The sequence below is a fragment of the Taurinivorans muris genome (assembly GCF_025232395.1).
Classification (GTDB): domain Bacteria; phylum Desulfobacterota; class Desulfovibrionia; order Desulfovibrionales; family Desulfovibrionaceae; genus Taurinivorans; species Taurinivorans muris.
On record NZ_CP065938.1, the window covers coordinates 1,803,555 to 1,829,027 of the forward strand.

The following is a 25,473-nucleotide window of genomic DNA, read 5'->3' on the forward strand; positions in this document are numbered from 1 at the left end:
TTTTATGATTAAATATCTTTTCGCAGACAGGGACGGAACGCTTATTCTCGATAAGCATTATCTTTCCGACCCCGCCCAAGTGGAACTTTTTCCGGGGGTGTCAAATTCCTTGAAATTGTTACGGGATAATGCTATTAAGATTTTTGTGGTAACAAACCAATCCGGAATTGGCAGAGGCTATTTTTCAGAAAATGATTTTTTTGCCTGCCAAGAGGCGCTGAAACAGCTCTTGCTTGAAAAGGGTGTGGAAATTTCCGATTACGCCTTTTGCCCCCATGCGCCGGAGGAAGAATGTTCCTGCCGCAAGCCCGCCCTCGGAATGTGGGAATACTTATCGCAAAAACATGGCATTTGCGCGGATGAATGCGCCATGGTCGGGGATAAGATGGAAGATGTCGTTTTTGGAATAAAAGCGGGGTTTGCGCTTTCCTGTTTGGTTTTGACCGGAAAAGGAGAACAGACGGCACGGAAATTTCATCTGCAAAGGAAAGGAGAACCTACGGGGTTTTCAAGTGAAGTTTTTGGAATAAAACAAGAAAAAACAAAATGTTATCTTGTTTCAACTTTGTCATCATTGAGTGATTTCATTATAAAAGACAGCAGAGATTAGTATGAACATATCGGAAAATTGCTATCAATGGCTTATGAATATGCATGATTTCAGTGCGGAAGAAGCGTTGTGGAATAAGCTTTCAGGTGAAGAACAAGCACAATTTGAGGCATTGAGAAAACAACATTCAGCCCGGCTTGCACAAATTAAAAAAATGGAAGAAGACAATCAGTATTTTTTAAGTGCTTTCAATGCCATTCCGCTGCCTGTCGCCATAAAAGACGCAAATGCGAAATTTTTGCTCGTAAACGAAGAATATAAGAAAGTCGTGTGTATGAACCAAACCGATTATCAAGGTTTGGACGTTACGCATTTGGCGTATTTTTCCGATGAAGACAGGGAAGTTTTTTATGAAAACTGCAAATATGCCATTGACCAGTCCGCTATTGTCCAGCAGGAATTCAGCCTCGGACTTGATGATGAACAGAGGAATTATGTTTACTGGCTCTCCGGCTTTGAAACGGAAAGCCGTAAGAAAGGCTTGGTTTCCATTTATTATGACGCAACATTCTTTCAAAGCATTTTGAACAGATTGAATAAAAAAGTTGTCGATTTGGAGCAGGAACAGCAAAATATCATCAAAAACTCCGCGCTTGACCCTCTGACCGGTGCGTATAACAGAAATGTTTTAGCCGGATTTCTAGAGGAAGCATTTAAGGAAGCAAGCGAAAAAGGAAGGGATTTTTGTTTATTGATGCTTGATATCGATTACTTTAAAGCGGTTAATGATACCTTCGGGCATTTGGTCGGCGATCAGGTTTTGCAGCTGCTTGTCATGCTTTTGCAAAAAACGCTGCGTGACAAAGATTATGTCGTGCGCTTCGGAGGCGAGGAATTTATCATTATTTTGCATAATACCGTTTTGGAAAATGCTTACCGTATCGCGGAGCGTATCCGGCATACTGTGGAAACGAATATGGTTACGCCGAACCATAAGCCGATTACCGTCAGTATCGGGCTTGTTTCCTACCGTGAGGGCGAGGGCGTAAAGGAACTGCTCCAGCGTGTCGATGAAAATCTGTACAGGGCGAAGACGGCAGGCCGCAATATGGTTGTTCCGCAGATGTGATTTAAAATTTATATGGCATGAAGAAAGAAAAAGGTACCTGAAACAGGTACCTTTTTTATGATGAATTGTTTTGTCAAATCAGCGGCGCGGAGGACGGGGAGGGCGCCCGTGGGGCGGACGCGGTCTGTGAGGGGGCGGCGGGCGGTGGTAACGTCTGCCATGCCAATACGGTTTGTAGTAGCCGAAAGGATAAAAAAAGCCGACGGATAAGGCGGGATAAACAGGATACGTCTTTTCGATAACCACGGTTTGTTTCGGTATGATTACTTCTTCGACAATTGTTTGTCCGTTTGTTACCGGTGCTGCGGTTATAACGCTGACACTTTCCGTTGTGGAGTAATAGTGTCTGGGCGGAGGAATAAAGCCCGTATTGAAACTCACACTGCTTACGCACCCGGAAAGCAGGCTGACACTAAGAAATACCAATAAAAATTTTTTCATTTTTGTTTCCTTGAATAAAAATTTTATTAAGGAAAGCTTGCTTGCATAACATAAATAAGTATAGGCTCATTGTTGTTTTTATGCAACTGATTTTGTTAAACAAAAATAGTGTTAAATAAGGATGTTATAAGAATGAGCGGAAGTATTTTTTGTCATTTTACTTCCAGAAACATACAGAAAATCATGTAAAAATAAATGGGATAGTGTGTGTTGTATCTTTTGGGGAGAAATTTTTTATGCTTAAAAAGCATATTAAACAAAAAAATTGCACTCTTTTCAGGGAGTGCAATTTTTTTAGTTTCATATTTTAGAGGATTCTGAAATCGCGGCTTGTGTTGGTTTCGTTGTCAATAACGTGAACGGAGCAAGCCATGCATGGGTCGAAGGAGTGAACGGTACGCAAGATTTCAACTGGACGTTTCGGATCTGCGATAGGCGTTCCGATAAGGGCTTCTTCAACAGCGCTCATATTTCCTTTTGCGTCGCGCGGTCCCAAATTCCATGTTGAAGGCACGACAAGCTGGAAGTTTTTAATCACGCTGTCTTCAATGACGATCCAGTGTGAAAGACCGCCGCGCGGAGCATTGACAATGCCGACGCCTTTGGCGGCAGCCGGAACTTCAGTGTCAATGCAGATTTTCGTATCGCCTTTGGCGAGGTTTTTCTTGAGTTCTTCAAGCCAAACTTTTACTTGCCGGGTAACGATGAGGCATTCGGAAGCGCGGGCTGCGGTTCTGCCGAGTGTTGAGAAGAGGTCGGCAGGTTTAAGACCGAGAGCGTTCAAAACAAAATCAATGGTTTCTTTTGTTTCTTTGTGTCCTTGCGCATAGGCTACAACCATGCTTGCCAAAGGTCCGGTTTCGATGACCAAGCCGTCGTACCGTGGGGCTTTGAGCCATGAATAACGGTCTGTGTCGCCGATTTTCGTGAATTTCGGTTTGGTTTCGCCTTCGTACGGATGGCGCGCCTTGTCGCCTTCATACCAGCTATGGCGTACGTGTTCGTCGATTTTGCTGAAATCAATGTCGTATACTTTGCTCAAGTCGCGGTTTTTCACAAGACCGGGTTTGAACCAGCGGCTGTTTAAATCACGTTCTTTGCCCGGAGCCGGAAATTCGCCGAAAGACAAATAGTTTACCGCGCCGCCGCCGAATTGCGCCCAATCTTTGTATGCGCCGCCTACGAGAAGAACATCGGGGATAAGGGTGTTTTCAATGAAATCAATGGTTTCATTGTACAGTTCCTCGAATTGTTTGAGAGGTTCCTTTTCAAGGCTGTTGTAGCAAGTCACGCCGCCGGCGATAAGGGTTTGCGGATGAGGGTTTTTGGAGCCGAAAATAGCCATTGCGCGTGCGACTTTCACTTGGATTTTAAGTGCTGCGAGGTAGTGGGCGACAGCAAGCAGGTTTTGCTCCGGAGTGAGATAGTAGGATGGGTGACCGCCTAAGAAATATGCATTGCTGAAAGGTCCCAATTGTCCGCTTTGCACAAGTTTGCTTACTCTGTCTTTTACTTCCTGCAATTCTTTTTGGGAAGTCGGTTTTTTAGACACGGATTTTGCAAGTTCGGCTGTTTTTGCGACATCTGCGGTTGTTGCGGAAGCGACATCGACAAAGTCCAAAGCGTGCAGGTGGTAGAAATGCACAATATGGTCGTGGGCGAAAAGCATGCCGAGCATGATGTTGCGGATATGGGTGGCGTTTGCGGGAATTTCAATGCCCATTGCGTCTTCCAATGCGCGGGTGGAAGCCAAAGCGTGGGTGTAGGTACATACGCCGCATGTTCTTTGGGTGAAATGCTGCGCGTCGCGCGGGTCGCGGCCGACTAAAATATTTTCAAGACCGCGGAAAAGCGTTCCGCAGCTTCTTGCATCTTTAATAACACCGTCTTTTACTTCAACTTCAATGCGAAGGTGACCTTCGATACGGGTGAGCGGATCAACGACAACCGGTCCGCTGTAATTGCTTTTTGGAGTTACTTGACTCATATATCAGCTCTCTTTAATAATAACGTTATGCCATTTGGCGTAAAAATTTTTGATAAGGATTATGCTTCATAGAATGGAGATAAGCTGTCCCAGAAATCCGGTTCGCTGCAGCCGATGCATGGGTGCCCGCCTTTGACCGGCCAGCTCACTTCGTTAAAAAGGACTTTCGGGCAGTTGTTGTAAGTGCTTGGACCTTTGCAGCCAAGCTCGTACAGACACCAGCCGTTTTTGGCTTCTTCGGAATCAAAGGAAGGGGCAAATTCGCCGGCTTCAAAGTGAGGCAGGCGTTCGCATTGGTCGTGGACGGTTTCGCCAAAGAACATAAGAGGGCGGTTGTTGTCGTCAAGTTCGACTTCTTTTCCTTGCAGAAGTGCTACCAATGCGCCTACCATGTTGAGCGGATTTGGCGGACAGCCTGCAATGTTGATTGCATTGACGCCAAATTCGCCGTAACAATCATTGAGGCCTTTCGCTCCGGTTGGGTTTGGTGCTGCGGCTTGCACACCGCCGAAAGCGGCGCATGTGCCGATAGCGACGACAGCTTTCGCTTTTGTGAGGATTTTTTTGCAGTTGTCATACATGGTATGTCCTGCGATTGTGCCGAAAATGCCGTCTTGGGCGGTAGGAATGGCGCCTTCCACCAAGCAGATGAAACCGTCGGGGTGGTTGATCGCTTCTTCAAGGGATTTTTCCGCCATTTCACCAGAAGCTTGCATAAGGGTTTCGTGGTATTCAAGGGAAATGGTGTCAAATAAAATCGCGTCGAGCAAAGGTTGATAGGTACGAAGCAATGCTTCGGAACAACCGGTGCATTCTGCGTTGTGAAGATAAACAACGACAGGACGTTTGCCTTGGGTAAGAGCTTTTGCGATGGATGGCGCCATGGATGGGGCGAGTCCCATCGCTACGGCGACAGCGGAACAGAATTTAAGAAAATCGCGGCGGGAAACGCCATTTTGTTCAAGACGTTCTTCAACTCCGTCTTTTCCAAGTCCAATGGAGAAACGCATAAGTAGCCTCCGTATAAGTTTTTATAAAAGGGAAAGAAGTAAAACTTCTTAAATAGTTATTGCATAACTTTACTTTTAAAAACGGATTGCGTCAAGAAGTTAGGGCTTTATTTTGTCTTTTATTGAAACTAAATGAAATATGAGCAAGAAAAACTTTTTTTCACAATTATGATGTATGCATTATCAGGTGAAATTTGCTTTTGCATTTTTTTTAAATTCATTATATGAAGAAACGGTATTTTTCTTTTGGAGGATGTATGAAAAAAATAACATGGTTTGCGTTTTTGGGACTATGCTTATTCGCCTGGACCGGAGCGGCGTTTGCCGAAAATATCAAGATCGGTCTGATGTGTCCCCTTACCGGCGGCTGGACAAGCGAAGGCAAGGATATGGAACGCATTGTCAGCTTATTGGCTGAAGAAGTGAATAAAAACGGCGGAATTAACGGAAAACAGATTGAACTTGTCATCGAAGACGATGCCGGTGACCCGAGAAGCGCCGCTTTAGCCGCGCAGAAACTGGCTTCCAATGAAGTTGTCGCCGTAATCGGCACGTATGGTTCCGCCGTGACGGAAGCTACCCAAAATATTTATGACGAATCGGAAATTTTGCAGATAGGCACAGGTTCGACCAGCGTCCGCCTTACGGAAAAAGGGCTCGATTATTTCTTCAGAACATGTCCCCGTGATGATGAGCAAGGCATTGTCGCCGCGCGCTATATTCAAAAGCTCGGCTATAAGAATGTCGCCATTGTGCATGACAATTCTTCCTATTCCAGCGGCTTGGCGGAAGAAAGCCGCGCCGAACTTGAAAAACTCGGTATCAATGTTGTTTTTTACGACGCCCTCACGCCGAAAGAAAGGGATTATTCTCCGATTTTAACCAAAATCAAAGCCGTAAATCCGGATCTTATTTTCTTTACCGCCTATTATCCGGAAGCGGGCTTGCTGCTCCGTCAAAAATCGGAAATGGGCTGGGATGTGCCCATGATCGGCGGCGACGCTGTCAATAATCTCGATCTTCTGAAGATTGCGGGAAAATCCGCTGAAGGCTTTTTGTTCGTAAGCCCTCCGGTTCTGAAAGACTTCAGCACGGAACAAGGCAAAGCTTTTCTTAATGCGTATAAAGCCAAATATGACGATACGCTGCCCCAATCCGTTTGGGCTGTTTTGGCGGGGGACGCGTTCAATGTTCTGGTGGAAGCGCTGAAAAATACGGAACCTGACGCCGAAGCGCTTTCTGCATACTTGAAAAATGATTTGGGCGAATATGAAGGTATTACGGGAACGTTCGGTTTCAACCAAAAGGGCGACCGTGTTGGTCCTTTGTACAGATTGTATGAAGTGGATAAAAACGGAAATTTCGTGATCAAAGAATAATCATATTGTGATTACAGTATATTGAAATAAAAAAGGGCATAGGGATATGCTCTTTTTTATTGCTTTTTAAAAAAAGAAAACATGCCCGAATCAATTCCAAATCAATTTCAAGGCATGTTTTTTATGTGTCAATAACAGTCAGACAACGGTTAGCCGTTGTTTTCAGTCAAGTTTGCGGGGCGGATGGTAAGAACCGGAATTTTTGATTGGGTGACGACTTTTTCTGCGACGGAACCGAATAAAATTCTGTCAATGCCTTTGCGTCCGTGCGTACCCATAACGATGATGTCCGCATTGTATTTGTCAGCTGCCGCAAGAATTTCTTCCGTGGCGTACCCGACAACCACATCGGCTTCGACTTCAACGCCTTCAAAGTGTTTCGCCACAAATTCAGCCATGCTGTTTTCCGCACCGGTGACGATTTCGCCGACAAAGCCGTCAATAGTGCTGGGCGCCACATGAAAGCCGGTATATTGGGTCATGGTCGGAGCGACATACATTGCATAAATCTTTGCGCCGGATAATTTTGCAAGCATGGAGGCTTCTTCTGCCACTACTTGGCTGTGTTCCGATAAATCCAATGCACATAAAATAGTTTTTAATGATGGCATAATGCACCTCTTTTCATAGATTTTGTTTCATCATACTCTTTGCGGCGGATCTTGTCAATAAACACGGGGCAAGTTCCGGGCAAGCATCACAAATCCCCTTTTGCGTCAAGATAAACGCTTACTATGTCTTCCGTGCCGTTCGCTTCGCTTTCAAGCTGCGCTTCGCGCATAAGGCGTCCGATATACTGGAGCTGGCGCCTTTTCGCTTCTTTGCTTTTCAGTTTTCTGTATTCTGCGAAGGCATGTTCCAAATCTTCGGTAAGGGGCAACAGGGCGAGCTTGGCGGGAGCCAAACCGGCAAGTTCCTCGCCTAGTTTTTGCAGTTCCGTGCTGTCCCGCTTTTTTTGCGAGCGGCTGATACGGTTTTCATCGCCGCTTGTGTTTTCCTGATATTGATAGCGGTTTTTTTTAGCCATTATTGTTTCCGTCCGTTTTTATTGAATTCCATTTCAAAATTGCGCAATTCCTCCGCTTCCAGATTTTCCAGCTTTTCGGCAAGCCAGCCTAAAAGCGCCCGTGCCGTGTGCCGGTTGATTAAGACTTTCGCGTTGATTTTGCGTGTGACAATCCGGGTGTCTTCTTCCGTAAGGGTTATTTCCGGTCCGAACGAACCGTCTGGTTTGAGATAGCGTTCGGAATTTGTGGGAATTTTATCTTGTTCGGTATAAAAATTGATTTCAATTTCCCCTTGGGGGTTGATTCCCCCCCAAACGCCATGGGCGTATTGCATAGCGAGATTGCTTTCTTCCTGATATTCATAGCGGATTTTATTCGGCAGCTGCGATTTGTTCATTTTGTTTTTCATAAAAACCTCATGTAAGTTTTCGCTCTTGCATTTTTGCATTTTACTTTGCATGACAAGGAATGTAAAGGCATATAAATTATGTGTTTGACACCTCGCATAAAGCGTATATACTGTTCTCATACTTTATCTATGAGGATTATATGGCGAATTACACAAAAGAAGTGCTCAAGGTCCAGCCTTATTTCGATATGGAAGCCGTCATGGCTCTTTTGCAGGAAACCCGGCTCGGCGGACAGGTTCTGGAAGATATGGTGCATACTTTCGAACGTGTGGCGAAAGAGCTGAACAGCGTTGTTTTAAAAACGGAAAAAGGCGATTATCTGGTTGTTTGGCTGAATGAAAAAGCGGAACAGGAAGCGGATGAGCTTTTTGCGAAAGACCCTGAAAAAGGGTTCCGTTTCAACTGTATCGGGCAAAGCATCATTATGAACGCCGTGTATCAAATCTTGCCCGAAGTGGAACAAGCGGGCTGTGCCCCCTGCCCCGTTCCCAACGAAAGCATTGCGGAAGCTTTGAAAGCGGAAAATATTCCTTATCTTGACGGTGAGCCTACTTTGGTACGCCGTTTCAGCGTTTTGACTTCTCTGCCTTTCAGAGGGGCTTGCGAAATTTGCTATTTGCGTGAAGCTTGTCCGAAAGCGAACGGGCAAAGCGATAATTTCCATTCCGTCGAATTGCCCGGTTATCAAGAATAGCTGCGATTTTTTCAGCCGGTACGTTTGAACATATCTGCATAAGGGAAATGGTTATGGAAAAAAAGACAGGTTTTTTTAATGGAATAGTGCATATCTTTTACGCGCTCAGTTACTCCTTACAGGGCATTTTGACGGGCTTGCGGGTGAGCGTCGCCATACGGCAGGAATGTTTCATATTGGTTCTTTTGGGCTTTTTAGGGTGGTATACGGATAAATATTGGTTTTTAACCTCAATATCCGTTGCCGGATGGCTTTTGGTCATTGTGGCTGAACTTTTTAATTCCGCCATTGAAGAAGCTCTCGATTTAATTACCCATGAATATTCGGTACGGGTGAAAGCCGCCAAGGATATGGGGTCCGCCGCCGTTTTTATTCTGATTATGATCAATATTTACGGACAGGCGCTTATTTACGCTCCGGAATTGTATCAGCTGATTAATTACGCAAAAACATATTTGAATAAGTAGGATTGGAAATGCAAAATCATTTACGCCTTTTAACTCCCGGACCCACGGCGATTCCGGACAGAGTGCGCCTTGCGATGGCTATGCCCATGATACATCACAGGAAGCCTGAATTCAAAGCTGTCTTGGAAGAAACACGGTTTTATCTTAAAAAACTTTTCGGCACGGAGCAAGAAGTTTTGCCCTTGGCAAGTTCCGGGACGGGAGCGATGACCGCGGCTGTCATCAATTTATTCAGCCGTGGTGAAAAAATCCTTGTGGCGCAAGCGGGAAAATTCGGGGAACGCTGGCGTTCCATCGCACAGGTGCAGGGCTTGGAAATCGTTGAAATTGCGAAGCCTTGGGGAGAGGCGGTTTTAGCTGAAGATATTGAAGCGGTTTTGAAACAGCATGCCGATATAAAAGGTGTTTGCATTCAAATTTGCGAAACCTCCACGGGGGTTATGCACCCTATTCATGAAATTGCGAAAATAACGCGGAAATATGATGTCTTGCTTGTTGCCGACGGTATTTCGTCCGTGGGAATTTCTCCTGCGCCTATGGACGAATGGGGGATTGACGTTCTTTTAACCGGTTCGCAGAAAGGGCTTATGGTGCCGGCAGGTCTTTCGCTGCTTGCTTTTTCGGAAAAAGCGTGGAAAAAAGCCGAACAAACGGAAACAAGCTGTTTTTATTTCAATTTGAAAGCGGAACTTAAGAACGTGTTGAAAAATCAAACCAATTTCAGTTCTCCGGTTTCGCTGATTGTGGGCTTGAAAGAAGCTCTTGCCATGATTTTTGAGGATTCAGGACACGGGGGCTGCGGAGGCTTGGACGCTCTTTATCAAAAGCACTTCGCCCTTGCGCAGATGACCAGAGCGGGAATAAAAGCCATGGGGCTCGAGCCCTTTGCGAAAACGTATTACGCATGGGGACTCACTTCCGTCGCAATGCCTCAGAACGTTTCAGGCAGCGAACTGGTCGGTCTTGCGGCGAAAGAAACAGGCGTGGTTATCGCAGCAGGGCAGGAGCCTATGAAAGATGAGATGATACGCCTCGCCCACATGGGACATGTGGATTTTGGGGATATGCTTGCCGGGCTTTATGCCGTTGCGAGAAGTTTGCCTCAAAAACCTGCTGCTTTTGATAACGCTTATATGAGCATAGCCATGCAGGCGTATGAGAATGCTCCGGCATATCCGAAAAATGGTGTCGCAGGCGCATAATCGGTGCGGTATGAAAATTTTTTGGATTTTTGTTTTTATTTTGCTCTTTGGACAGGAAATATCAGCCGAAGAGCCTTCTTTTTATGAAGAATTCGACCCGCGGTCGGCATTGGAAGAAGAAAGCCGTGCGGAACATGCTAAACAGCCTGCCGCAGAAAACAATGCAGAGCAAAGCCCGGAGGATTTTCAGGAAGATTTTTTCCTCACGGATGAAAAACACGCTCATTTTACAGCCGATAACGAACAATACGCTTTAGCCGATTCCATGCTTAATCAGACATGGCGGATTTTAGTGAGGAAATCGGATAAAAAAGCGTACGGCAAACTTTGGCAGGGACATAAGATTTGGCTTGAAAGCGGCAGGAATGACGTTGCGAATACGTTTAAAGAGCAAGTGCCCGCCATTCCGGAAGACCATGCCTTTATGCTCGCAACAGTGGCGAAAACACAGGAATTAGCCCAAAAAATTTGGCATGAGCCGGTGCTCGGACGTTATGTCAAAGGGGAAACCTTTGTTACGCTGACCGAGGAAGATGAAAAGGTTTTTCTGCAGGGTTACGGCACTGTTCCTTTATTTATGGGAAAGAGCGCCGAAGCGAAACCGCAGGAAAGCGCGGTCAGCAATGCGAAATTGGAGCAGGAAAAAACGCTTGCTGAAAAAGATGCGGTGAATGCGGAAAACAGGAAAAATGAACCCTTAGCAAACACAAAAACAATGCCTCAGCTTTTTTTTCGCGCTGAGCTTCCGGAAGACGGAAAACTGTGGCTTGCCCTTTCGACCGTGAACGGGCAGAAGCTGTATTTGCTCACCATGCAGGACAGCCTTTGCATAGTTCATGCGCCTGCCCTTTTTCCTCTTGATTTCAACGGCGTTTTCGCAAGAAAATGAGTTGCCTGCCATGGTTTCTGATTTACATCATTTTGCGCCATGTCCCGTTCATCGGTTTCACCCGTTCGGCAAACGGGGCATGGCGCGTATACATGTTTATCGGGATACCCGTTTTTTTATGAAGGCGTATTGCTTTTCCGCCATGCAAGGGCGGCGAGAAAGGCATGGATTACTGAAACGCCGGCTAAGGCGGTTATGCCTGAAGCGTCCTTATCCGGCAGAACTTCCACGAGATCCATGGCTGCCACGTCGATTTTTTTGCAGATTTTTCGGACCATGCAGAGGGCTTGCCGTGTTGAAAAGCCTTCCACTTCCGGGGTGCCTGTTCCCGGGGCGTATGAAGCGTCAAGAAAATCAATGTCAAAGGTTAAAAAAACAGGGCTTCCTTGCAGCCGCGCAATGGCTTCGGCGATAATTGCATCACAGCCCCTGTTGTGGAGTTCGTCGCCCAGGACGATCCGCAAGCCTTTGTTTTTGGGATAATCCAAGATATGCTTGTCGTAAAGAGGTCCGCGTATGCCGATTTGTATGGATTTTTCCGGAATGATCAATCCTTCGTTGAGGGCATGGTAGAAAGGCGAGCCGTGGTTATAGGGTTTTCCGAAATATTCCGGAACGGTATCGCTGTGGGCGTCGAAATGGAGCAGTGCCGCAGGTCCTTTCGCTTCATGAAAAGCCCTCAGTTCCGCAAGGGTTATGCTGTGGTCGCCGCCTAAGACAACGGGAACGGTGTTTTCCTTGTAAAAGGGAAATAAGTGTTCCTGAATCTTGTCGAGGCTTTCCGCGGTGTATCCCGGAATTGTCGGGCAGTCGCCATAATCGGCGATTGTCAAATGTTCCAGAATATCCACATCCACGACGGGGCAATAGGGTTTGAGAATAAGGGAAGCTTCGCGCAGGGCGGCAGGTCCGAATCTTGTTCCCGGTCTGAACGAGGTTGCCGTATCGAAAGGTACCCCGATGACGGAAACGTCCGCTTTTTGTCCGTCTGCCGCCTGAGGCAGGCGCATGAAGGTTCTAATGCCGGAAAATCTTGGTATTTCTAGTGAATTTACAGTCATCATATTCAATCCTTTTTTATCCGAAAATCAAGTCGGGAAGCCAAAGCACAAGCTGCGGGAACAAAATTAAAAGAATGAGAAGAAGCCCTTGCAGGAAAATGAACGGAACAGCTCCCCAATAAATGTCTTTCAGGGTGACTTCTTTCGGCGCCACCGCCCGCATGTAAAATAAGTTGAGCCCGTACGGCGGTGTGATATACGCCATTTGCATATTGACAACAAATAAAATGCCGAACCATACGGGGTCAAAACCCAAACCGATGATGATAGGGATATAAATGGGCATGCACATGAATAAAATGGCGATGTCGTCCATGAACATTCCTAAGATGAAAAACGAGATCTGAATAAGCGCCATGACGACAATGGGATTGGGGTCAAGTCCGAGGACAAGGGATTTGATCATTGTTGTCGCGCCAAGTCCGGTGTAAACTTTGCTGAAAATCAATGCCGCTATGATAAGGTATGCCGCAAAACCGCAAATAGCGAATGTTTGCCTGCAGCTGGCTTTGAGCATTTCCAAATTCAGGCGTTTTTTGATTGCGGCGCAGACAAGGGAGCCTGCCGCGCCGATGGCGGCTGCTTCTGTCGGAGAAGCCAAGCCCATGAAGATAGTGCCCAAGATAGAGAAAATAAGGGTTAATGGAAGCGCAAGTTCAAGAAGGGCTTTGGCTTTGATTTTGGTGCAGACGGGTTCCTCGGTTTCCATGGCGGGAGCATAATCCGGCTTGAGCCATGCGAGGATGACGATATAAAGGATATAAATCAGCGAAAGCAAAATTCCGGGAACAATGCCGCCTGCAAAAAGCTTTCCGACCGAAACGCCGCTGATGAAGGCATACATGACCATCATCATGCTGGGAGGAATTAAAAAGCCCAATGCGCCGCCCGCCTGTACGATGCCGACAGCCAGTGATTTGTCATATTTTTTTTGGAGCATGGCAGGAACGGCGATAACGCCCATGGAGAGTACCGTCGCGGAACTTACTCCGAGCATGGCAGCCATCAATGCGCATAAAAGCATTGTTCCTATGCCCAATGCGCCGCGGAGCCTGCCCGAACACAAATGGACGGTGTCGAACAAATCCCTGCCTATTTTTGATTCATGAAGGACGAAGCCCATGAAAATAAAGAGCGGTACGGCGCTCAGGATAAGGTTGTTCATGAGGTCGACAGTTGCAAAATAAACGATGTCCAGCGCTTCAAAGCCCCAAAGGAAAATTGCGGCAAGAGAGCCGACTGCACCGAGGCAGTAAACAATAGGCAGACCTGTTGCCATTAAAAGCAGCATGGAAAGAAACATGTATGCGGTGGTCGAATACGCGTCTATCATAATTCCTCCCCGGTTATCGCAAGGTATGCGTTGCGGATGAAGTCGGAAACCGTTTGCGCGAAAGTCAGCACATAGGCTATGGGGATGAGGGCTTTCCAATGATAAATGGGCTGACCCCACGCGGATGTCGACACTTCTTTCAATTCCCATGATTCCATTGCGTATTTAAAGGTTAAAGAAATTATGCTGACGAAAAACGCCATGGTGAAAACATAGGTGAGGCAATGCACGGCGGCTTGCGTTCTGGGTTTCCATTTTGAAGAAAACAAATCGACGCCTACCTGCACTTTTTCATAAACAGAGCAAGGTCCCGAATAAATCATATAGATACCGAAAATCATGGAACTCAGTTCCGCCCCCCAAACCGTCGGGGAATGGAACGCATAGCGCATGACCACCTCAAAAAGCATGATGCCGATCAATGGAAGAATGAGCCACATTGTGAACGATGTGATAAAACGGTTCGTTTTATCAATGCATTCCACAATTCTTTTTATTGTCATCATAATACGTCCTTTTCCGCTGATGTTGCAAAAAAGTCAGGGCGGCTTGCCGCCCTGAGCCCTCATGGTTAGAGTCTTCCTTTTTCTTTGGCGAACTGTTTCAAAATTTCTACGCCTTTCGCAAATTCAGGAGAGCGTTTCGCTTCCTCGTCCCATACTTTGATTGCGGCTTGGAGGATTTCTTTTTGGTCTTCCGCGGAGAAAGACGTTGTCTTGTCTTTGAACGTGGTTCCGATAACGCGCATGCTTTCGTTCGCCGTGAAGAAATAGTAATCGTTTACGGCGCAGTCGGCGGCGGCTCTGAAAATGGCTTTAATGTCGTCAGGGAAAGAATCCCAAAGTTTTTTATTGATGATCAGCGTGTCGGTGATTGGGTCGATGAGCGGCGTCGTATTGATATATCGGGCGACTTCGTAATATTTGGTTTCTTCGTATTCAAACGCGTTTCCGTACAGAACGCCGTCAATCTGTCCGGTTGAAAGCGCCATGTAAATATCTTCCACTGGAAGGTTCACACAGCTCACGCCCAAATTGGTGAGCATTTTTGCTGCTGCGCCCACCGCCCTGATTTTTAATTTTCTCAGTTCATCAAGGGAGCTGACCGGGGTTTTGGTCAGGAGCTGGTATGCGGAAGCTCTGGTCGGCCCGAGATACACCACTCCGGCGTTTTCATACTGCTTTTCAAAAATTTCTTTCAATCCTCTGTGCTTATAGAGGATTTGCGCTTCCGTGGCGTCCATCCAAGCCATGGGAAGTCCGGATTCCAACGTGCCTGTCTTCATTTCCGCAAAATGGTGGCCCATGCCGTGTCCGATGTCGATCATGCCAGTTTTAACGGATTTCAGGATATTGCCGGAGCCGACAAGTTCTCCGCCGGAGAAAATTTGAATGTCGACCCTGCCGTTTGACATGGCTTTTACGTTATCCGCAAACCCTTTGGCGATTTGCAGGGTTGTCGCCGGATAATATGTCTGTAATTTAAGGTTGTAGTCAGCGGCTTGGGAAATACCGGCGGACAGCAAAACCGCGGCGCATGCCGCTAACGCTTGTTTCAATAATTTTTTCATACGTTCCTCCATTAAAAACAAAGAAAATGTTTTATGTTGTTTCAACTGATATATCAGTTAACTTATCTATATAAAAATTTTTAAAAAAAGAAAAGCCTTTTTTAAAAAATTCTGTGATTTTGTTTGCGAAATAAATATAACCTCTTATAATTATATATTTTTCTGAAAGATAAATTGTATTTTTGTTGTTGACTTGATGTTTTATTTGATATACTTATGAAAAGCATAATGATAAAAGGAAGATATATGATACAGCCAATTCATTCCGAAGGGTCCGCACGTGAAAAAGTTTATGAATATTTGCTGAAACAAATGCGTGACGGCGTGCTTCTTCCGGGAAGCACGCTGAATTTGAAAGATATCAGCAAAAAGCTCGCCATGAGCAGCACTCCTTTGAGGGATTCGCTCATCAAGCTTGAAGCGGAAGGGTTCCTGACCATTTATCCGCGCAGCAAAGTTGTGATCAATTCTTTGGAATATGAGGATTTTCCTTTTTTATACAGCACCATCGGAACGCTTGAAGCGCTGCTCATAATGAGCTCCCTGCATTTTTACACGCCGGAGCATTTGGAATATCTTTACCTGAAAAATGAAGAAATGAGAAATGCCTTGAATGAGGACGACATGGTCACATATGACAAATGCCATTATGAATTTCATGATGTTTTCACCGAGCTTGGCAAAAATGTTTTCGCCGAACGCATTATCACGCCTATCAAAAACAGGCTTTGGGACTTTCCCCGCAAGAATTTCATCAGGGAATGGTATCAAAACGCGATTAAAGAGCATGGGCAGATTGTTGATTCCATAAAGGAAAAGAATATTGCCAAGCTTGAATACATTATCAAGCAAATCCACTGGGGAATTGATTATAATCTGCATTATATCAAAAAAGCCTACGGCGTTTCAAAAAACGACTGAAATTGAATGTTGCGGAAAAATGCTTGTTTTGCGATAATACGCATGGAAGCGGTTTTAAATTTATCTGATGTATCAGTTTATATAATAGCTAATGTGTCTATGCTTCACCATCAAATCATGCCTGAAGCAATTATGAAAAAGGTTTTGATTTGGAAACAGCCCAGTCCGTCCTTTTTAAAGTGACTGAAAGAGAAATTATCAATATGGTTAATGCCATAGAAACAGCTTCGTTAATGCATACTGTTAATTCACCGGTATTGGATGAATAGTTAGATGCAAAACTTAAAAGAATGTGAATAAAAAGCGGCTTGGAATACTTTCAAGCCGCTTTTTGGGTATTCTTTGAACGGCTTTTCAGCTTGCAAGAGGTGTGTTTTATTTTTTATCGGGCGTGATGAATTTAATATTGTTATCGATATGAATAGTACAATATTTCTGCATATCGGATTAATCGTTCTTGGGTTCATTCCAATTTTTGCAAACATCTACCCATGCCGTCATTTGGGCATATTGTTCAAGTTCCGGAATGGTCAGCTCGATGGCGCTGTTATCACTTCCGCAAGCGGGAAAAACGGTTTGAAACCGTTTCAATGATTCATCAAGGTAAACGTCAATATTTTCATTGACAGCAAAAGGGCAAACGCCTCCTGCTTTATGCCCGATTATTGTTTCGGTGTCTTCAGGCAAAAGCATTTTCGCTTTTGTTTTGAATTGGGCTTTGTATTTTGAATTGTCGATTTTGGCGTCGCCGGCAGCCACAATCAATATGGGGTGTTCATTGACCGAAAAGGAAAGTGTTTTGGCAATTCTGCACGGTTCACAGTGCAGGGCTTGAGCGGCAAGCTCAATGGTTGCGCTGGAAACTTTAAATTCCTGTATTTTGTTTTCCATGCCGAATTTTTTAAAATACGCTTTGACTTTTTCTATTGCCATATTCAATTTTCCTGTTTACTGCAAGTATGATACGTCACAAGAAACGGTTAGAACATACTTTTCCGTTTGTGTACTTGAATGTATACCGACTTTTTGAAGAGCGCAAGAAAAATTATATGCATTGTGCGTTCAATTTATTGTTTTAATTTTATTTTTTAAATGAAAAACCCCTCGCCGCGAACCGCTTCTCAAGTATTGGTTTGGCTGTGCCCGATAAATGGGGTGCGGTTCGCCGCAAGCGGCTTTGTTTTTTCAGAGATATGTCAGAACACCAAAAAACCTACCGGAATGCCCACAACACACACGCAAAGGAAAATGACAATCACTCCGGGGACGACATATGTATAAATATCCTTTGTAGTTACCCATTCACTGTTGCCGAACATGAGGGCTGACATGGGGGAGCCCGCCGGGGTGAGCATGGCGAGCGCCAGGCAGAAAATCATCAAAACGGTAATCATTGCGGGGTTGACGTTTATGGCTACCGCAAAGGGGTAAACGATAGAGAACAAAATTCCTCCGCAAATTGCATTGTTCATGAACTGGGTGGAAATAATGGTTATGAGTATGACAAGGAAAATGAAAAGGTTCGGTGAGAGTCCGGTAAACAAAATGCTGAATTTTTCAACCAAAAAGGCATTGATGCCTGTGCTTTCGGCATTGAGCGCCGCGGTAAAGGGAAGCATGGCGGCGGTCAGGAAAATGCAGTCCCATTGCACGTCGCTGGAAGACTTTCTGATGTTGATCATTGGCTTATTATTAAAGCGCAGGAATACGAATATGCCGAGGATAAGGAACGTCACGCCGTGCGCTCCGATACCCCGCAGTATCTTTGTGACAGCCCATGTTTTCGGCATGATGCTGGGAGCTATCAATAAGATAACCAATAAAACAAGCATGGAAATGATGATTTTTTGATTGGTGTTGATTTCCAAATCTTTCGGGTCGAAGGAATCTTGAGTGACGAGCTTCAGCTTTTCAACATCCAAGCGGAAAAGAAATTTGCCCAAAAGAACATAACCGGTAATGGCGGCAATACTGATAGGAAGCGTCAGCGCAATATACAGGGAATATTCAAGCTGATAGCCCGCCGTATTTGCGAACATGCCCAAAACAACCATTTGAAGCACTTTCCAAGGAAACAGCGCCAAACCGATAAGGCTGGAATAAACGACGCCGACCACCATGTAAGAGGATAGGGGATTGCCCGCTTTGTATCCTAATTGGTTGAGAATGCAGTATAAAATCCCCCAGCCCACGACAATGGTCGGTACGGATGACGTCATTGCCGACATAAGGAAAATGGTGAAGAAAAAGGTGAAAATCAAAATCCAAGGTTTTCCCAAAACGAATTTCCGTGAAATGAAATAGGTGGCGATGAATTTGCTTACGCCTGCGGAATCAACCAGTGAAGCGATTAAAAGCATGCCCCACATGAGAAGGACGGTATTGTTGCCAAAGCCGCTTTTCATAAGCGTGTCAAGCGGTGCGTAGCCGGTCAGGCTCAGTGCTATCATTCCCAATATGCTGGGCCATATTTGGTCGACAAAAGTCCAGCCGTAGAGCAGCGCAAGGAATATTCCCAAAATTTTCATTCCAAGGGGAGTGATGGGGGCTATGGGAGGCAAATAACCGAAACCGAACATAATGGCTATTGTGATGAATGCGTTGATATAATAGCGTATGTTTTTAGATTGTAGTGCAGTATTTTGGGTTGTTGTCGCTTCCATAAAATCCTCTCAAAAGGTGATTTTCAACTGTCGAGCTTGTGATTTTTTTATTTTATCACATTAAAAATTTTTTTATTGCCGTTGTCAGCAACTTATTTTTATTGCTCCCAGCTGATTTAATGTGCTGATTTAATGTACGGAAAAAGAATGTGAAAAAGATACGGCGTTTTTCCGCTCTGACATGCAAAAAAAATTGCATGTCAGAGTGTTGTTATGGGTTAACGTGCCGGATATGTATCGGCGTTTTGTTTGCAGGATTCAAACTCTTGTGTAAAGAGGAAATTCAAAGCTGATTGCTTCGTGTTCGCAGGCGATACGGCAGCAGCCGCAGTGCCAGCATTCGTTCGGAAAACGCACTTCCGGTTTTTTTTCACCCATTTCAAGCAAATATCCTGGGCAGCGTGTCACACATTTACGGCATTTTTTACATTTTGTTGCGTCAAAAACAGGAGGCATATCTTACTCCTTTTAAGGTTATTTTTAATTGCTTATTGATATTTCAAGCCTTATTTCGTCCAGTCAAAATGCGGAACTCCGCTTTCGTCCAGACTGGTGATCAGGCATTTATTGTATGCAGGGTCGAAGTTCGGATAATCCGTACGGTTATACATCGCCCGTCCTGATTCCTTACGCTGCAGACAGGCTTGAATGTAAATGCGTACAAGTTTAAAGAGTTCCAAACTTTCGCGTATTCTCATGAGTTCGCGCAGCGTTGCCGCTTCAAGCCGGGGAATGTATTCCTCAATGGTTTGCATGCTCTTTAATGCTTGCAGCATGCCTTTTTCCGTTCTGTTGAAGCCGACATAATAATCCATGACTTGGCGGATGGCATCTTCAAATTCCGTGTATGTGATTGCATTTTCAGATTTTGTTTCTTTGAAATGCGTGAAAATTTCATCGTGCATTTTTTCAAAATCTTTTTCCTGTAAGTTTGGCATATCAACGGTTTTCGCGCGTTTTGCGGCATGTTCGCCAGCTGTCCAGCCTATGCCCATGCAGCAGGAAAATGTTGCCAAAAGACTTGCGGCATAAAGGTTTTTAATAGGGGTTTCCTGTTCGTCGTCGCATTTGATGATACCGCCGATCATGCGTTCCCCTATTTCGACCTCAAGCGGTTCTTTGGTGAAATCGATATTTCTTGCGCGGCAATAATCCAAATAGGTTTCCTTATCGCCGGGCATAAGGTCGTATTGGAGATGCCTTGCGTCTTCTTCGCTGAAATGGCGCATATCCATATAGAACGGAGGCCCGCTTCCTTCAAGCGCTTCCTGGAATGTGCCCATGATTTGGTCGCGGCGGCGGCAGTTTTCCCAATTGGGATCGTATTTGCCCATAAAGCGTTCGCCTTTGGCGTTCAATTCGTGACCGCCCATATTGTTGATGCCGTTCATGCCGGGAGCTCCGTATCCTTTAGGCAGCAGTGTGCCCTTATCGGCAATATCGAGATTTAAAACGGCAGCGCCAGCTTCCAAAGGCAATATGATCTGACTGCCTGTGACATAGGGGGAATACCAGCAGTTGAAAGGTTTGCGTGTTGAATTTGTGGATACCCGCTGGGCTGACAAGCCGAAAGCGATAACAGCTGTTTTGCAGCGGACAGTGACGAAGTCGCCTTTCAAAACATCAAAACCGACACAGCCGGCAATGCGGTCTCCGTCTTTTAACAGTTTTGTGACAAAGAAATTGTTCACAACGCGGATACCAAGATTTTTGATGTATTTTGCGATTTTTGATTTTACGGTATACCCTTTGTTGATATGTATCCACCATGGTCCGGGCTGCCCGAAACCTGCGGAACGGACATAGGTTCCGTCCGGATTGCGCAAAAGTTCTATGCCGGATTCTTCAAGAACTTCCAAGCAAGGACGCATGGCTTTGTAAAAATTATAGGCTATGGTGTCGGTTATGCCGGAAGTCGGCGTAACGTAATATTTGCGCATGTCTTCAAACGTATCGTGTTCCGCTTCGTTGAGCACAGCCATGAAGTGGTCGTTTCCCCCGCCGATATTGCCGGAACTTTCAAGGACGCCTTTATCGACAAGCAAAACATCGACGCCTTCTTTCTTTGCGGCGATGGCGGCACCGCAGCCTGAAATTCCGGAACCGAGGATAAGCACGTCGGTTTCATATGATTTTGTTGTGAAACTCATCAAAACCTCCTCATAAAGGTTGTTGTTGAAAGAATGAATAAATTTTTTTTATGATTCTGTTTTTGCAAGGATAAGACCAATTGTGAAAAATTTTATTATTTTAGTGTGTTGTCTGGGAGTTCAATGGAAATGAGAAAAATAGTGACATTCTTGTCAGTATGGTATTTAAATTAAAAATTTATTAAATCAATATGTTATGAAAGAATGAATATGAAATATGTATTGACAAACTTGTCACTATATGTCAGTATTGACATTATTTGTTCTAAAAAACATTTAGCCTTTGCAAGGAAATACTATGTCTTTTGCGGAAAATTTTTTTTACTTCAGCCAGCAGTTTGCCGGTTTTGCGATTAATTTAAAGCATGAAGTCACATGGTGGAATAAAGTAAACGAAAAGTTGACGGGCGTTAGTGAAAAAGATGTCTTGCATACCGATAACTATTGGAAAATATTTTATCATACGCAAAAAGTTTTGCCCGTCGATTTGCTTCTTATGGAAGATACCGACAGGGAAAAAGAATTTCCGAGTTTGAATTTTTTTGGCGACATCTGTTACGGGTTTTTAAAAATTGAAAAAAATATCAATGACAAAAGTTTGTTATGGGTTATCGCAAGCAAGGTTTTTGACGGCAATCGGCAATTAATCGGGGCTATCATGTCTTTTCAGCTTATTTCACTGCGCCATTTGTATTGGAACAGTCCTTTGCTCGGAGAACTTATCATGCGGTTTCCGCTTCCGATTGCCATTATTTTAAACGGGCATATCACGCTTGCCAACAAACTTTATGCCGCCCTGTTGGGCTGTGCTTCCCCCAAGGAGATAGCCGGCAAGCCTGTCGAAACGTTCATTCATTCCCTTGACCGTAAAAAATATCGGGAACTAAGCAAAAACAATTATCAGAACATTGTTTCGGAAAAAGAATATGACTGGAAATATTCCGTACAAAATTCAATCCGTTACGTAACAGAAATTCCGACTGTTTTCAAAAAGGAGGACGATACGCTTTTAGTGAGCACGTTTATTGACAAGACGGAGGAAATACAAAAAGAAAAGCAATTAATGGAAGAAAAAGAAGAACTGCTTGCGGCAAATAAAAATTTAATCAAATTGCTGCGGGAAAAAGATGGCTTTTTCATCAGCCAATCGCCTAAAATGAAAAATGTCATTGAAAAAGCCCTGCGTTTGGCAAAAAGTGAAATCAATGTCGTCATTCTTGGAGAAACAGGAACAGGCAAGTCTTTGCTCGCAAAAATCATTCATGAAGCAGGAACGAGAAAAGACAAGCCGTTTATTGCCGTCAACTGTGCGGCAATTCCGGAAACGCTCATGGAAAGCGCTTTTTTCGGATATGTGAAAGGGGCGTTTACCAATGCCCATTCCGCAAGCCGGGGATTTTTGGAAGCCGCCCATGAAGGCACGCTTTTTCTTGATGAAGTTGCGGAACTTTCACCCGCCATGCAGGCGAAACTTCTTCATGCTGTTGAAAATAAGCTTTTCACTCCCCTTGGGTCGACGGTGCAAAAGGCGTGCGATGTCCGCATCATCAGTGCGACGCATAGGAATTTAAATCAAATGCTTCAGGAAAAAAAATTGCGTGAGGACTTTTTTTACCGGATTTGCGTGGTTGATTTGTATTTGCCGGCGTTAAGGGAACGGAAAGAAGATATTCCGCTTTTAATCGGGTTCTTTTTGAAACGTTTCAGCGGCACGGATACTCCGCCGCGTATTCCCGAACGGGTATTTGCCCAAATGATGGACGCCCCATGGGCAGGAAACATACGGGAACTGCAAAATGCGATACTTCGCTTTATTGCCACGGGCGAATTGCAGGAAATGCAGGAAATGCGGCAGGTTTCCATTAAAGAAGAATTTTTTGCAAAAGAAGATATGCTGTTTGACCTTGAGTTATGCAAAACGGAAACGGAAAGGCGTTGTTTGGAGCATGCCCTGAAGTGTGCGAAAGGAAACAAGAGCCGCGCGGCGAAATTGATGAATATGAATATCAGAACGTTTCACAGGTATTGCGCGAAACATAATATTTAGAGCGTTTTTGTTAATTATTGGGAAATGTTTCAGGGGAAAAATTTTGTAAAAGTTCTCTCCTGTCCCTCTCTCGACACTTTTTATGATATTTTTTATCGTTACGGTATTATTACCATATAGGGGACCGGAGGGATAATTCCTTTCGGGAAAAAAATATTATGAAAATCATATGGAAACGATCTGCTGGTTCAGACCGCCGCTCTTTTCGCTTTCTTGATTTTCTCTGCCTTGGTGGTATTTCTTTTTGTTATGGTACATGACCTTGTCCGCCAAATCGATGAAAAATTCTTCGTCCGTTTGCTGGCGAGGCTTATTTTGCAAAACATTTTTATCAGGGCTGACATAGCCTATGCTTACCGTCATAATGCAGGATATGCCGTCAAGCAGATAGGGCTGCTGAAGATAATTCTGTATTCCCTGCAGACGGGTGGGCATGGAATCATCATCAGGCTTTTTGCAGTAAAATATGGCTAAAAATTCATCGCCGCCGAGCCGTGCGGCAAATTCTTCAGGCAAAAGGCATCGGGATATTCTTTTTGCAAATTCGATAAGCAGCTTATCGCCGATATGGTGTCCGTACGTATCGTTGATGTGTTTAAAATCGTTGAAGTCCAGCATGCATAGATAGAGTATCGGCTCATCGTTCCGATAGGCGCTGTTTTGGTGCTTTATGAGCGCTTCCCGAAGAAGTTTGTAAGTCCAGTTTCTGTTTGGCAGATTGGTCAGGCTGTCGGTGCGGCTTTGCCTTTCAATGATTTTATTTTTTGTTTTTAAAATGATGACAATGGTCAAAAGCAGGGAAAGCAAAATGCAGATAATGCTGTATACGGTGATTTCAAAAAACAGGTTTTTGCGGTCAAGCCAGCCGGATTTCGGGGAAATGTCAAGATACCATGTTGCGTTTTGAATTGGAATTTCAAAGGTCTCGGTATTTTTGTTGAGTTGGGTTTCAGAAGAAATAATGGTTTCCTTTTTGCCTGTTGACGGGGAAAAACGCCATAAATTCCAAGAAAATCCGGCAAGTGACAATTCATCGTATTTCAGCCGTTCCAGAATTTTGGGAAAATCATAGGTTATAAGGACGAAGCCCCAAAAATATTCATTGTCTGTAAGGTGTTCGGTATTGGGTATGGTTTCGGCATTTGTTTTGGGCAGAAATACCGCCTGCCTGAACGCAAGTCCCGTTCCGCCCTGCACGAGTTTGAACGGTCCGGAAATGGTGACTTTCCTTGTTGTAATGGCAAGCCGGGCTTCCTCTTTGCGGGTTTTTGAAAGCAATAAATTGTGTCCCATGGCGTTTTTATTCCGCTCATAGGGATAAACATGGCTGACAATGCCGTTTTTCGCCAAGTTGATATTGAGGGTTTCAGGAATGATTTGTATCAAATGCTCCGCAATTTCTTCGTATAAATCCGTTTTTCCGTTTTGCCACGTGATCACGCGGGAGAGTATGTGCAGGCTCTGGGCGAAATTTTCAAAGGTGAGCTTTGTTTTTTGGGAAAAATAATTGCCGTAGATTTTCACGCGTTCCAGTTTTACGCGGTATTCTTGCTTGCTCGAATAACAAAGGAAACAGCCTGCAATAAAAAGCGTTGCAAGAAGGGAAGCCATAAAGACATACGCGGGTTTGAGCCGTTTTCTTTTTCTTCTGTCATAGGCAAAATTACTCATGATATCATCCTCTTGCTCCAAGCGTTTGTGTATCTTTAATAGGAAAGCGTGTCAAATCGTATTTCCGGGTTTTGCGCTCGCCGCAAAAACATGAAATATCCGTTTTGGCAGTATTAGGCAAGAAAAAGCAAAAAACAGCTCTTTTTCCTGTTTGGGGTTTTGCTACAATGGCAACAACGTGGAATAACTCGTATGAAAGACAAGAGGAGATTTTTATGAACAGGCGGATATTCATGAAACGGGCGGGATTGGCGTTACTGGGAACAGGGTTTGGAATGAAATCAGCCTTGCTTTTCATGAAAAATGCTTACGCCCGAACACCCCGAACACAAGGAGGAGAAAAAACAATGAAAATATTCGTGCTGACCGGCAGTCCCCGTGAAAATGGAAATTCCAATATCTTAGCTGATCATTTTATTAAAGGAGCGAAGGAACAGGGGCATGAAATCGTCCGTTTTGACGCCGCACAGAAAAACGTTCACCCTTGTATTGCTTGCAATTCCTGCGGAATGGACGGTCCATGCGTATTTAAAGATGATTTTGAATTTGTGCGGGAGCATATTGTTCCGGCTGATCTTGCGGTTTTTGCAACTCCTATGTATTATTTCGGCATATCGGCACAGCTGAAAGCCGTTATCGACAGGTTTTATGCGATTAATGGACAAATCCATGTTCCCAAGAAAGCTGTCTTGCTTATGACGTATGCGAACAATTCCCCCGCCCATGAGCTACCAATTTTGACGCACTATGAGAAGCTCCTGGATTATTTGGGCTGGGAGGACGCCGGCAGGGTTGTCGCTTCCGGAACATGGACGGCAGGTTCCGTTTTGCGGACGGATTTTCCAAATAAAGCGTATGAATTAGGCAAACGTATCTAAGGGGGAACATTGTT

General features: G+C 44.7%; 25 protein-coding genes. 10 read left to right on the forward strand and 15 right to left on the reverse strand.

Annotation, left to right across the window (positions count from 1 at the left end):
- Positions 1-4 precede the first annotated feature (4 nt).
- Complete coding sequence (locus tag JBF11_RS08420) at positions 5-610, forward strand: D-glycero-alpha-D-manno-heptose-1,7-bisphosphate 7-phosphatase (RefSeq protein ID WP_334315032.1); 606 nt, start codon at positions 5-7, stop codon at positions 608-610.
- 1 nt (position 611) lies between these two features.
- Complete coding sequence (locus JBF11_RS08425; RefSeq protein ID WP_334315033.1) at positions 612-1,679, forward strand: GGDEF domain-containing protein; 1,068 nt, start codon at positions 612-614, stop codon at positions 1,677-1,679.
- Between the two features lie 78 nt (positions 1,680-1,757).
- Here JBF11_RS08425 and JBF11_RS08430 read toward each other — a convergent pair whose 3' ends face one another.
- The 3 genes from JBF11_RS08430 to JBF11_RS08440 form a co-directional block, all read right to left on the reverse strand.
- A complete protein-coding gene (locus JBF11_RS08430) occupies positions 1,758-2,120 on the reverse strand; it encodes a hypothetical protein (RefSeq protein WP_334315034.1) in 363 nt (120 codons plus the stop codon).
- A gap of 307 nt (positions 2,121-2,427) precedes the next feature.
- A complete protein-coding gene (locus JBF11_RS08435; RefSeq protein ID WP_334315035.1) occupies positions 2,428-4,107 on the reverse strand; it encodes a nickel-dependent hydrogenase large subunit in 1,680 nt (559 codons plus the stop codon).
- 59 nt (positions 4,108-4,166) lie between these two features.
- Positions 4,167-5,117 (reverse strand): hydrogenase small subunit, encoded by a 951-nt coding sequence (locus JBF11_RS08440; protein WP_334315036.1) that lies wholly within the window; start codon positions 5,115-5,117, stop codon positions 4,167-4,169.
- 257 nt (positions 5,118-5,374) lie between these two features.
- Between JBF11_RS08440 and JBF11_RS08445 the strand changes: the two genes are divergently transcribed.
- The gene (locus JBF11_RS08445; protein ID WP_334315037.1) at positions 5,375-6,496 is read left to right on the forward strand and encodes a branched-chain amino acid ABC transporter substrate-binding protein; all 1,122 of its coding nucleotides are present in this window, start codon (positions 5,375-5,377) and stop codon (positions 6,494-6,496) included.
- A 149-nt stretch (positions 6,497-6,645) separates the two neighbouring features.
- On the opposite strand, the gene JBF11_RS08450 is transcribed toward JBF11_RS08445, so the two are convergent.
- The 3 genes from JBF11_RS08450 to JBF11_RS08460 all read right to left on the reverse strand — a co-directional run bounded on the left by JBF11_RS08450 (position 6,646) and on the right by JBF11_RS08460 (position 7,912).
- Complete coding sequence (locus JBF11_RS08450) at positions 6,646-7,107, reverse strand: universal stress protein (RefSeq protein ID WP_334315038.1); 462 nt, start codon at positions 7,105-7,107, stop codon at positions 6,646-6,648.
- 86 nt (positions 7,108-7,193) lie between these two features.
- Positions 7,194-7,523 (reverse strand): ribosome biogenesis factor YjgA, encoded by a 330-nt coding sequence (gene yjgA, locus JBF11_RS08455; RefSeq protein ID WP_334315039.1) that lies wholly within the window; start codon positions 7,521-7,523, stop codon positions 7,194-7,196.
- Entirely contained in the window at positions 7,523-7,912 is a 390-nt protein-coding gene (locus JBF11_RS08460) for a hypothetical protein (protein ID WP_334315040.1), read from the reverse strand. The genes yjgA and JBF11_RS08460 overlap by 1 nt, the downstream gene beginning before the upstream one ends.
- 140 nt (positions 7,913-8,052) lie before the next feature.
- Here JBF11_RS08460 and JBF11_RS08465 point away from each other — a divergent pair, with 140 nt between their 5' ends.
- From JBF11_RS08465 to JBF11_RS08480, 4 genes are read left to right on the forward strand one after another with little or no spacing between them, the layout of a single operon-like run.
- A complete protein-coding gene (locus JBF11_RS08465) occupies positions 8,053-8,607 on the forward strand; it encodes a hypothetical protein (protein ID WP_334315041.1) in 555 nt (184 codons plus the stop codon).
- A 53-nt stretch (positions 8,608-8,660) separates the two neighbouring features.
- Positions 8,661-9,074 carry a diacylglycerol kinase gene (locus JBF11_RS08470; protein ID WP_334315042.1) on the forward strand — a complete coding sequence of 138 codons (414 nt, stop codon included), beginning with the start codon at positions 8,661-8,663 and terminating at the stop codon, positions 9,072-9,074.
- Positions 9,075-9,082: 8 nt separating this feature from the next.
- Complete coding sequence (locus JBF11_RS08475; protein ID WP_334315043.1) at positions 9,083-10,276, forward strand: pyridoxal-phosphate-dependent aminotransferase family protein; 1,194 nt, start codon at positions 9,083-9,085, stop codon at positions 10,274-10,276.
- 10 nt (positions 10,277-10,286) lie between these two features.
- Positions 10,287-11,165: a hypothetical protein gene (locus tag JBF11_RS08480; protein ID WP_334315044.1), complete on the forward strand. Its 879-nt coding sequence runs from the start codon at positions 10,287-10,289 to the stop codon at positions 11,163-11,165.
- Between the two features lie 116 nt (positions 11,166-11,281).
- On the opposite strand, the gene speB is transcribed toward JBF11_RS08480, so the two are convergent.
- The 4 genes from speB to dctP form a co-directional block, all read right to left on the reverse strand.
- Positions 11,282-12,229: an agmatinase gene (speB, locus tag JBF11_RS08485; protein ID WP_334315045.1), complete on the reverse strand. Its 948-nt coding sequence runs from the start codon at positions 12,227-12,229 to the stop codon at positions 11,282-11,284.
- A 13-nt stretch (positions 12,230-12,242) separates the two neighbouring features.
- Positions 12,243-13,559, reverse strand: a complete 1,317-nt coding sequence (locus tag JBF11_RS08490; protein WP_334315046.1) for a TRAP transporter large permease — start codon at positions 13,557-13,559, stop codon at positions 12,243-12,245.
- Complete coding sequence (locus tag JBF11_RS08495) at positions 13,556-14,065, reverse strand: TRAP transporter small permease subunit (RefSeq protein WP_334315047.1); 510 nt, start codon at positions 14,063-14,065, stop codon at positions 13,556-13,558. Before JBF11_RS08495 ends, JBF11_RS08490 begins: the two co-directional genes overlap by 4 nt.
- A gap of 65 nt (positions 14,066-14,130) precedes the next feature.
- Positions 14,131-15,129, reverse strand: a complete 999-nt coding sequence (dctP, locus tag JBF11_RS08500) for a TRAP transporter substrate-binding protein DctP (RefSeq protein WP_334315048.1) — start codon at positions 15,127-15,129, stop codon at positions 14,131-14,133.
- A 246-nt stretch (positions 15,130-15,375) separates the two neighbouring features.
- Here dctP and JBF11_RS08505 point away from each other — a divergent pair, with 246 nt between their 5' ends.
- Positions 15,376-16,050, forward strand: coding sequence for a GntR family transcriptional regulator (locus JBF11_RS08505; protein WP_334315049.1), 675 nt, complete (start codon positions 15,376-15,378; stop codon positions 16,048-16,050).
- 447 nt (positions 16,051-16,497) lie between these two features.
- Here the strand turns inward: JBF11_RS08505 and JBF11_RS08510 are convergent, their stop codons facing one another.
- The 4 genes from JBF11_RS08510 to JBF11_RS08525 all read right to left on the reverse strand — a co-directional run bounded on the left by JBF11_RS08510 (position 16,498) and on the right by JBF11_RS08525 (position 20,863).
- Positions 16,498-16,983 carry a YbaK/EbsC family protein gene (locus tag JBF11_RS08510; RefSeq protein WP_334315050.1) on the reverse strand — a complete coding sequence of 162 codons (486 nt, stop codon included), beginning with the start codon at positions 16,981-16,983 and terminating at the stop codon, positions 16,498-16,500.
- 263 nt (positions 16,984-17,246) lie between these two features.
- Entirely contained in the window at positions 17,247-18,713 is a 1,467-nt protein-coding gene (locus tag JBF11_RS08515; protein ID WP_334315051.1) for an SLC13 family permease, read from the reverse strand.
- Positions 18,714-18,971: 258 nt separating this feature from the next.
- Positions 18,972-19,169 carry an ATP-binding protein gene (locus tag JBF11_RS08520; protein WP_334315052.1) on the reverse strand — a complete coding sequence of 66 codons (198 nt, stop codon included), beginning with the start codon at positions 19,167-19,169 and terminating at the stop codon, positions 18,972-18,974.
- Between the two features lie 50 nt (positions 19,170-19,219).
- Positions 19,220-20,863: an FAD-dependent oxidoreductase gene (locus JBF11_RS08525; protein WP_334315053.1), complete on the reverse strand. Its 1,644-nt coding sequence runs from the start codon at positions 20,861-20,863 to the stop codon at positions 19,220-19,222.
- 298 nt (positions 20,864-21,161) lie between these two features.
- Between JBF11_RS08525 and JBF11_RS08530 the strand changes: the two genes are divergently transcribed.
- Positions 21,162-22,910, forward strand: coding sequence for a sigma 54-interacting transcriptional regulator (locus JBF11_RS08530; protein WP_334315054.1), 1,749 nt, complete (start codon positions 21,162-21,164; stop codon positions 22,908-22,910).
- Between the two features lie 165 nt (positions 22,911-23,075).
- Here the strand turns inward: JBF11_RS08530 and JBF11_RS08535 are convergent, their stop codons facing one another.
- Positions 23,076-24,581, reverse strand: coding sequence for a sensor domain-containing diguanylate cyclase (locus JBF11_RS08535; protein WP_334315055.1), 1,506 nt, complete (start codon positions 24,579-24,581; stop codon positions 23,076-23,078).
- Positions 24,582-24,796: 215 nt separating this feature from the next.
- Between JBF11_RS08535 and JBF11_RS08540 the strand changes: the two genes are divergently transcribed.
- Positions 24,797-25,459: a flavodoxin family protein gene (locus JBF11_RS08540; RefSeq protein ID WP_334315056.1), complete on the forward strand. Its 663-nt coding sequence runs from the start codon at positions 24,797-24,799 to the stop codon at positions 25,457-25,459.
- Positions 25,460-25,473 lie beyond the last annotated feature (14 nt).

Bases quoted from the DNA above. Each gene is read 5' to 3' on its own strand.
- JBF11_RS08420 (WP_334315032.1), top strand. From the start codon at position 5: ATGATTAAATATCTTTTCGCAGACAGGGACGGAACGCTTATTCTCGAT.
- JBF11_RS08425 (WP_334315033.1), top strand. From the start codon at position 612: ATGAACATATCGGAAAATTGCTATCAATGGCTTATGAATATGCATGAT.
- JBF11_RS08430 (WP_334315034.1), bottom strand. From the start codon at position 2,120: ATGAAAAAATTTTTATTGGTATTTCTTAGTGTCAGCCTGCTTTCCGGG.
- JBF11_RS08435 (WP_334315035.1), bottom strand. From the start codon at position 4,107: ATGAGTCAAGTAACTCCAAAAAGCAATTACAGCGGACCGGTTGTCGTT.
- JBF11_RS08440 (WP_334315036.1), bottom strand. From the start codon at position 5,117: ATGCGTTTCTCCATTGGACTTGGAAAAGACGGAGTTGAAGAACGTCTT.
- JBF11_RS08445 (WP_334315037.1), top strand. From the start codon at position 5,375: ATGAAAAAAATAACATGGTTTGCGTTTTTGGGACTATGCTTATTCGCC.
- JBF11_RS08450 (WP_334315038.1), bottom strand. From the start codon at position 7,107: ATGCCATCATTAAAAACTATTTTATGTGCATTGGATTTATCGGAACAC.
- yjgA (WP_334315039.1), bottom strand. From the start codon at position 7,523: ATGGCTAAAAAAAACCGCTATCAATATCAGGAAAACACAAGCGGCGAT.
- JBF11_RS08460 (WP_334315040.1), bottom strand. From the start codon at position 7,912: ATGAAAAACAAAATGAACAAATCGCAGCTGCCGAATAAAATCCGCTAT.
- JBF11_RS08465 (WP_334315041.1), top strand. From the start codon at position 8,053: ATGGCGAATTACACAAAAGAAGTGCTCAAGGTCCAGCCTTATTTCGAT.
- JBF11_RS08470 (WP_334315042.1), top strand. From the start codon at position 8,661: ATGGAAAAAAAGACAGGTTTTTTTAATGGAATAGTGCATATCTTTTAC.
- JBF11_RS08475 (WP_334315043.1), top strand. From the start codon at position 9,083: ATGCAAAATCATTTACGCCTTTTAACTCCCGGACCCACGGCGATTCCG.
- JBF11_RS08480 (WP_334315044.1), top strand. From the start codon at position 10,287: ATGAAAATTTTTTGGATTTTTGTTTTTATTTTGCTCTTTGGACAGGAA.
- speB (WP_334315045.1), bottom strand. From the start codon at position 12,229: ATGATGACTGTAAATTCACTAGAAATACCAAGATTTTCCGGCATTAGA.
- JBF11_RS08490 (WP_334315046.1), bottom strand. From the start codon at position 13,559: ATGATAGACGCGTATTCGACCACCGCATACATGTTTCTTTCCATGCTG.
- JBF11_RS08495 (WP_334315047.1), bottom strand. From the start codon at position 14,065: ATGATGACAATAAAAAGAATTGTGGAATGCATTGATAAAACGAACCGT.
- dctP (WP_334315048.1), bottom strand. From the start codon at position 15,129: ATGAAAAAATTATTGAAACAAGCGTTAGCGGCATGCGCCGCGGTTTTG.
- JBF11_RS08505 (WP_334315049.1), top strand. From the start codon at position 15,376: ATGATACAGCCAATTCATTCCGAAGGGTCCGCACGTGAAAAAGTTTAT.
- JBF11_RS08510 (WP_334315050.1), bottom strand. From the start codon at position 16,983: ATGGCAATAGAAAAAGTCAAAGCGTATTTTAAAAAATTCGGCATGGAA.
- JBF11_RS08515 (WP_334315051.1), bottom strand. From the start codon at position 18,713: ATGGAAGCGACAACAACCCAAAATACTGCACTACAATCTAAAAACATA.
- JBF11_RS08520 (WP_334315052.1), bottom strand. From the start codon at position 19,169: ATGCCTCCTGTTTTTGACGCAACAAAATGTAAAAAATGCCGTAAATGT.
- JBF11_RS08525 (WP_334315053.1), bottom strand. From the start codon at position 20,863: ATGAGTTTCACAACAAAATCATATGAAACCGACGTGCTTATCCTCGGT.
- JBF11_RS08530 (WP_334315054.1), top strand. From the start codon at position 21,162: ATGTCTTTTGCGGAAAATTTTTTTTACTTCAGCCAGCAGTTTGCCGGT.
- JBF11_RS08535 (WP_334315055.1), bottom strand. From the start codon at position 24,581: ATGAGTAATTTTGCCTATGACAGAAGAAAAAGAAAACGGCTCAAACCC.
- JBF11_RS08540 (WP_334315056.1), top strand. From the start codon at position 24,797: ATGAACAGGCGGATATTCATGAAACGGGCGGGATTGGCGTTACTGGGA.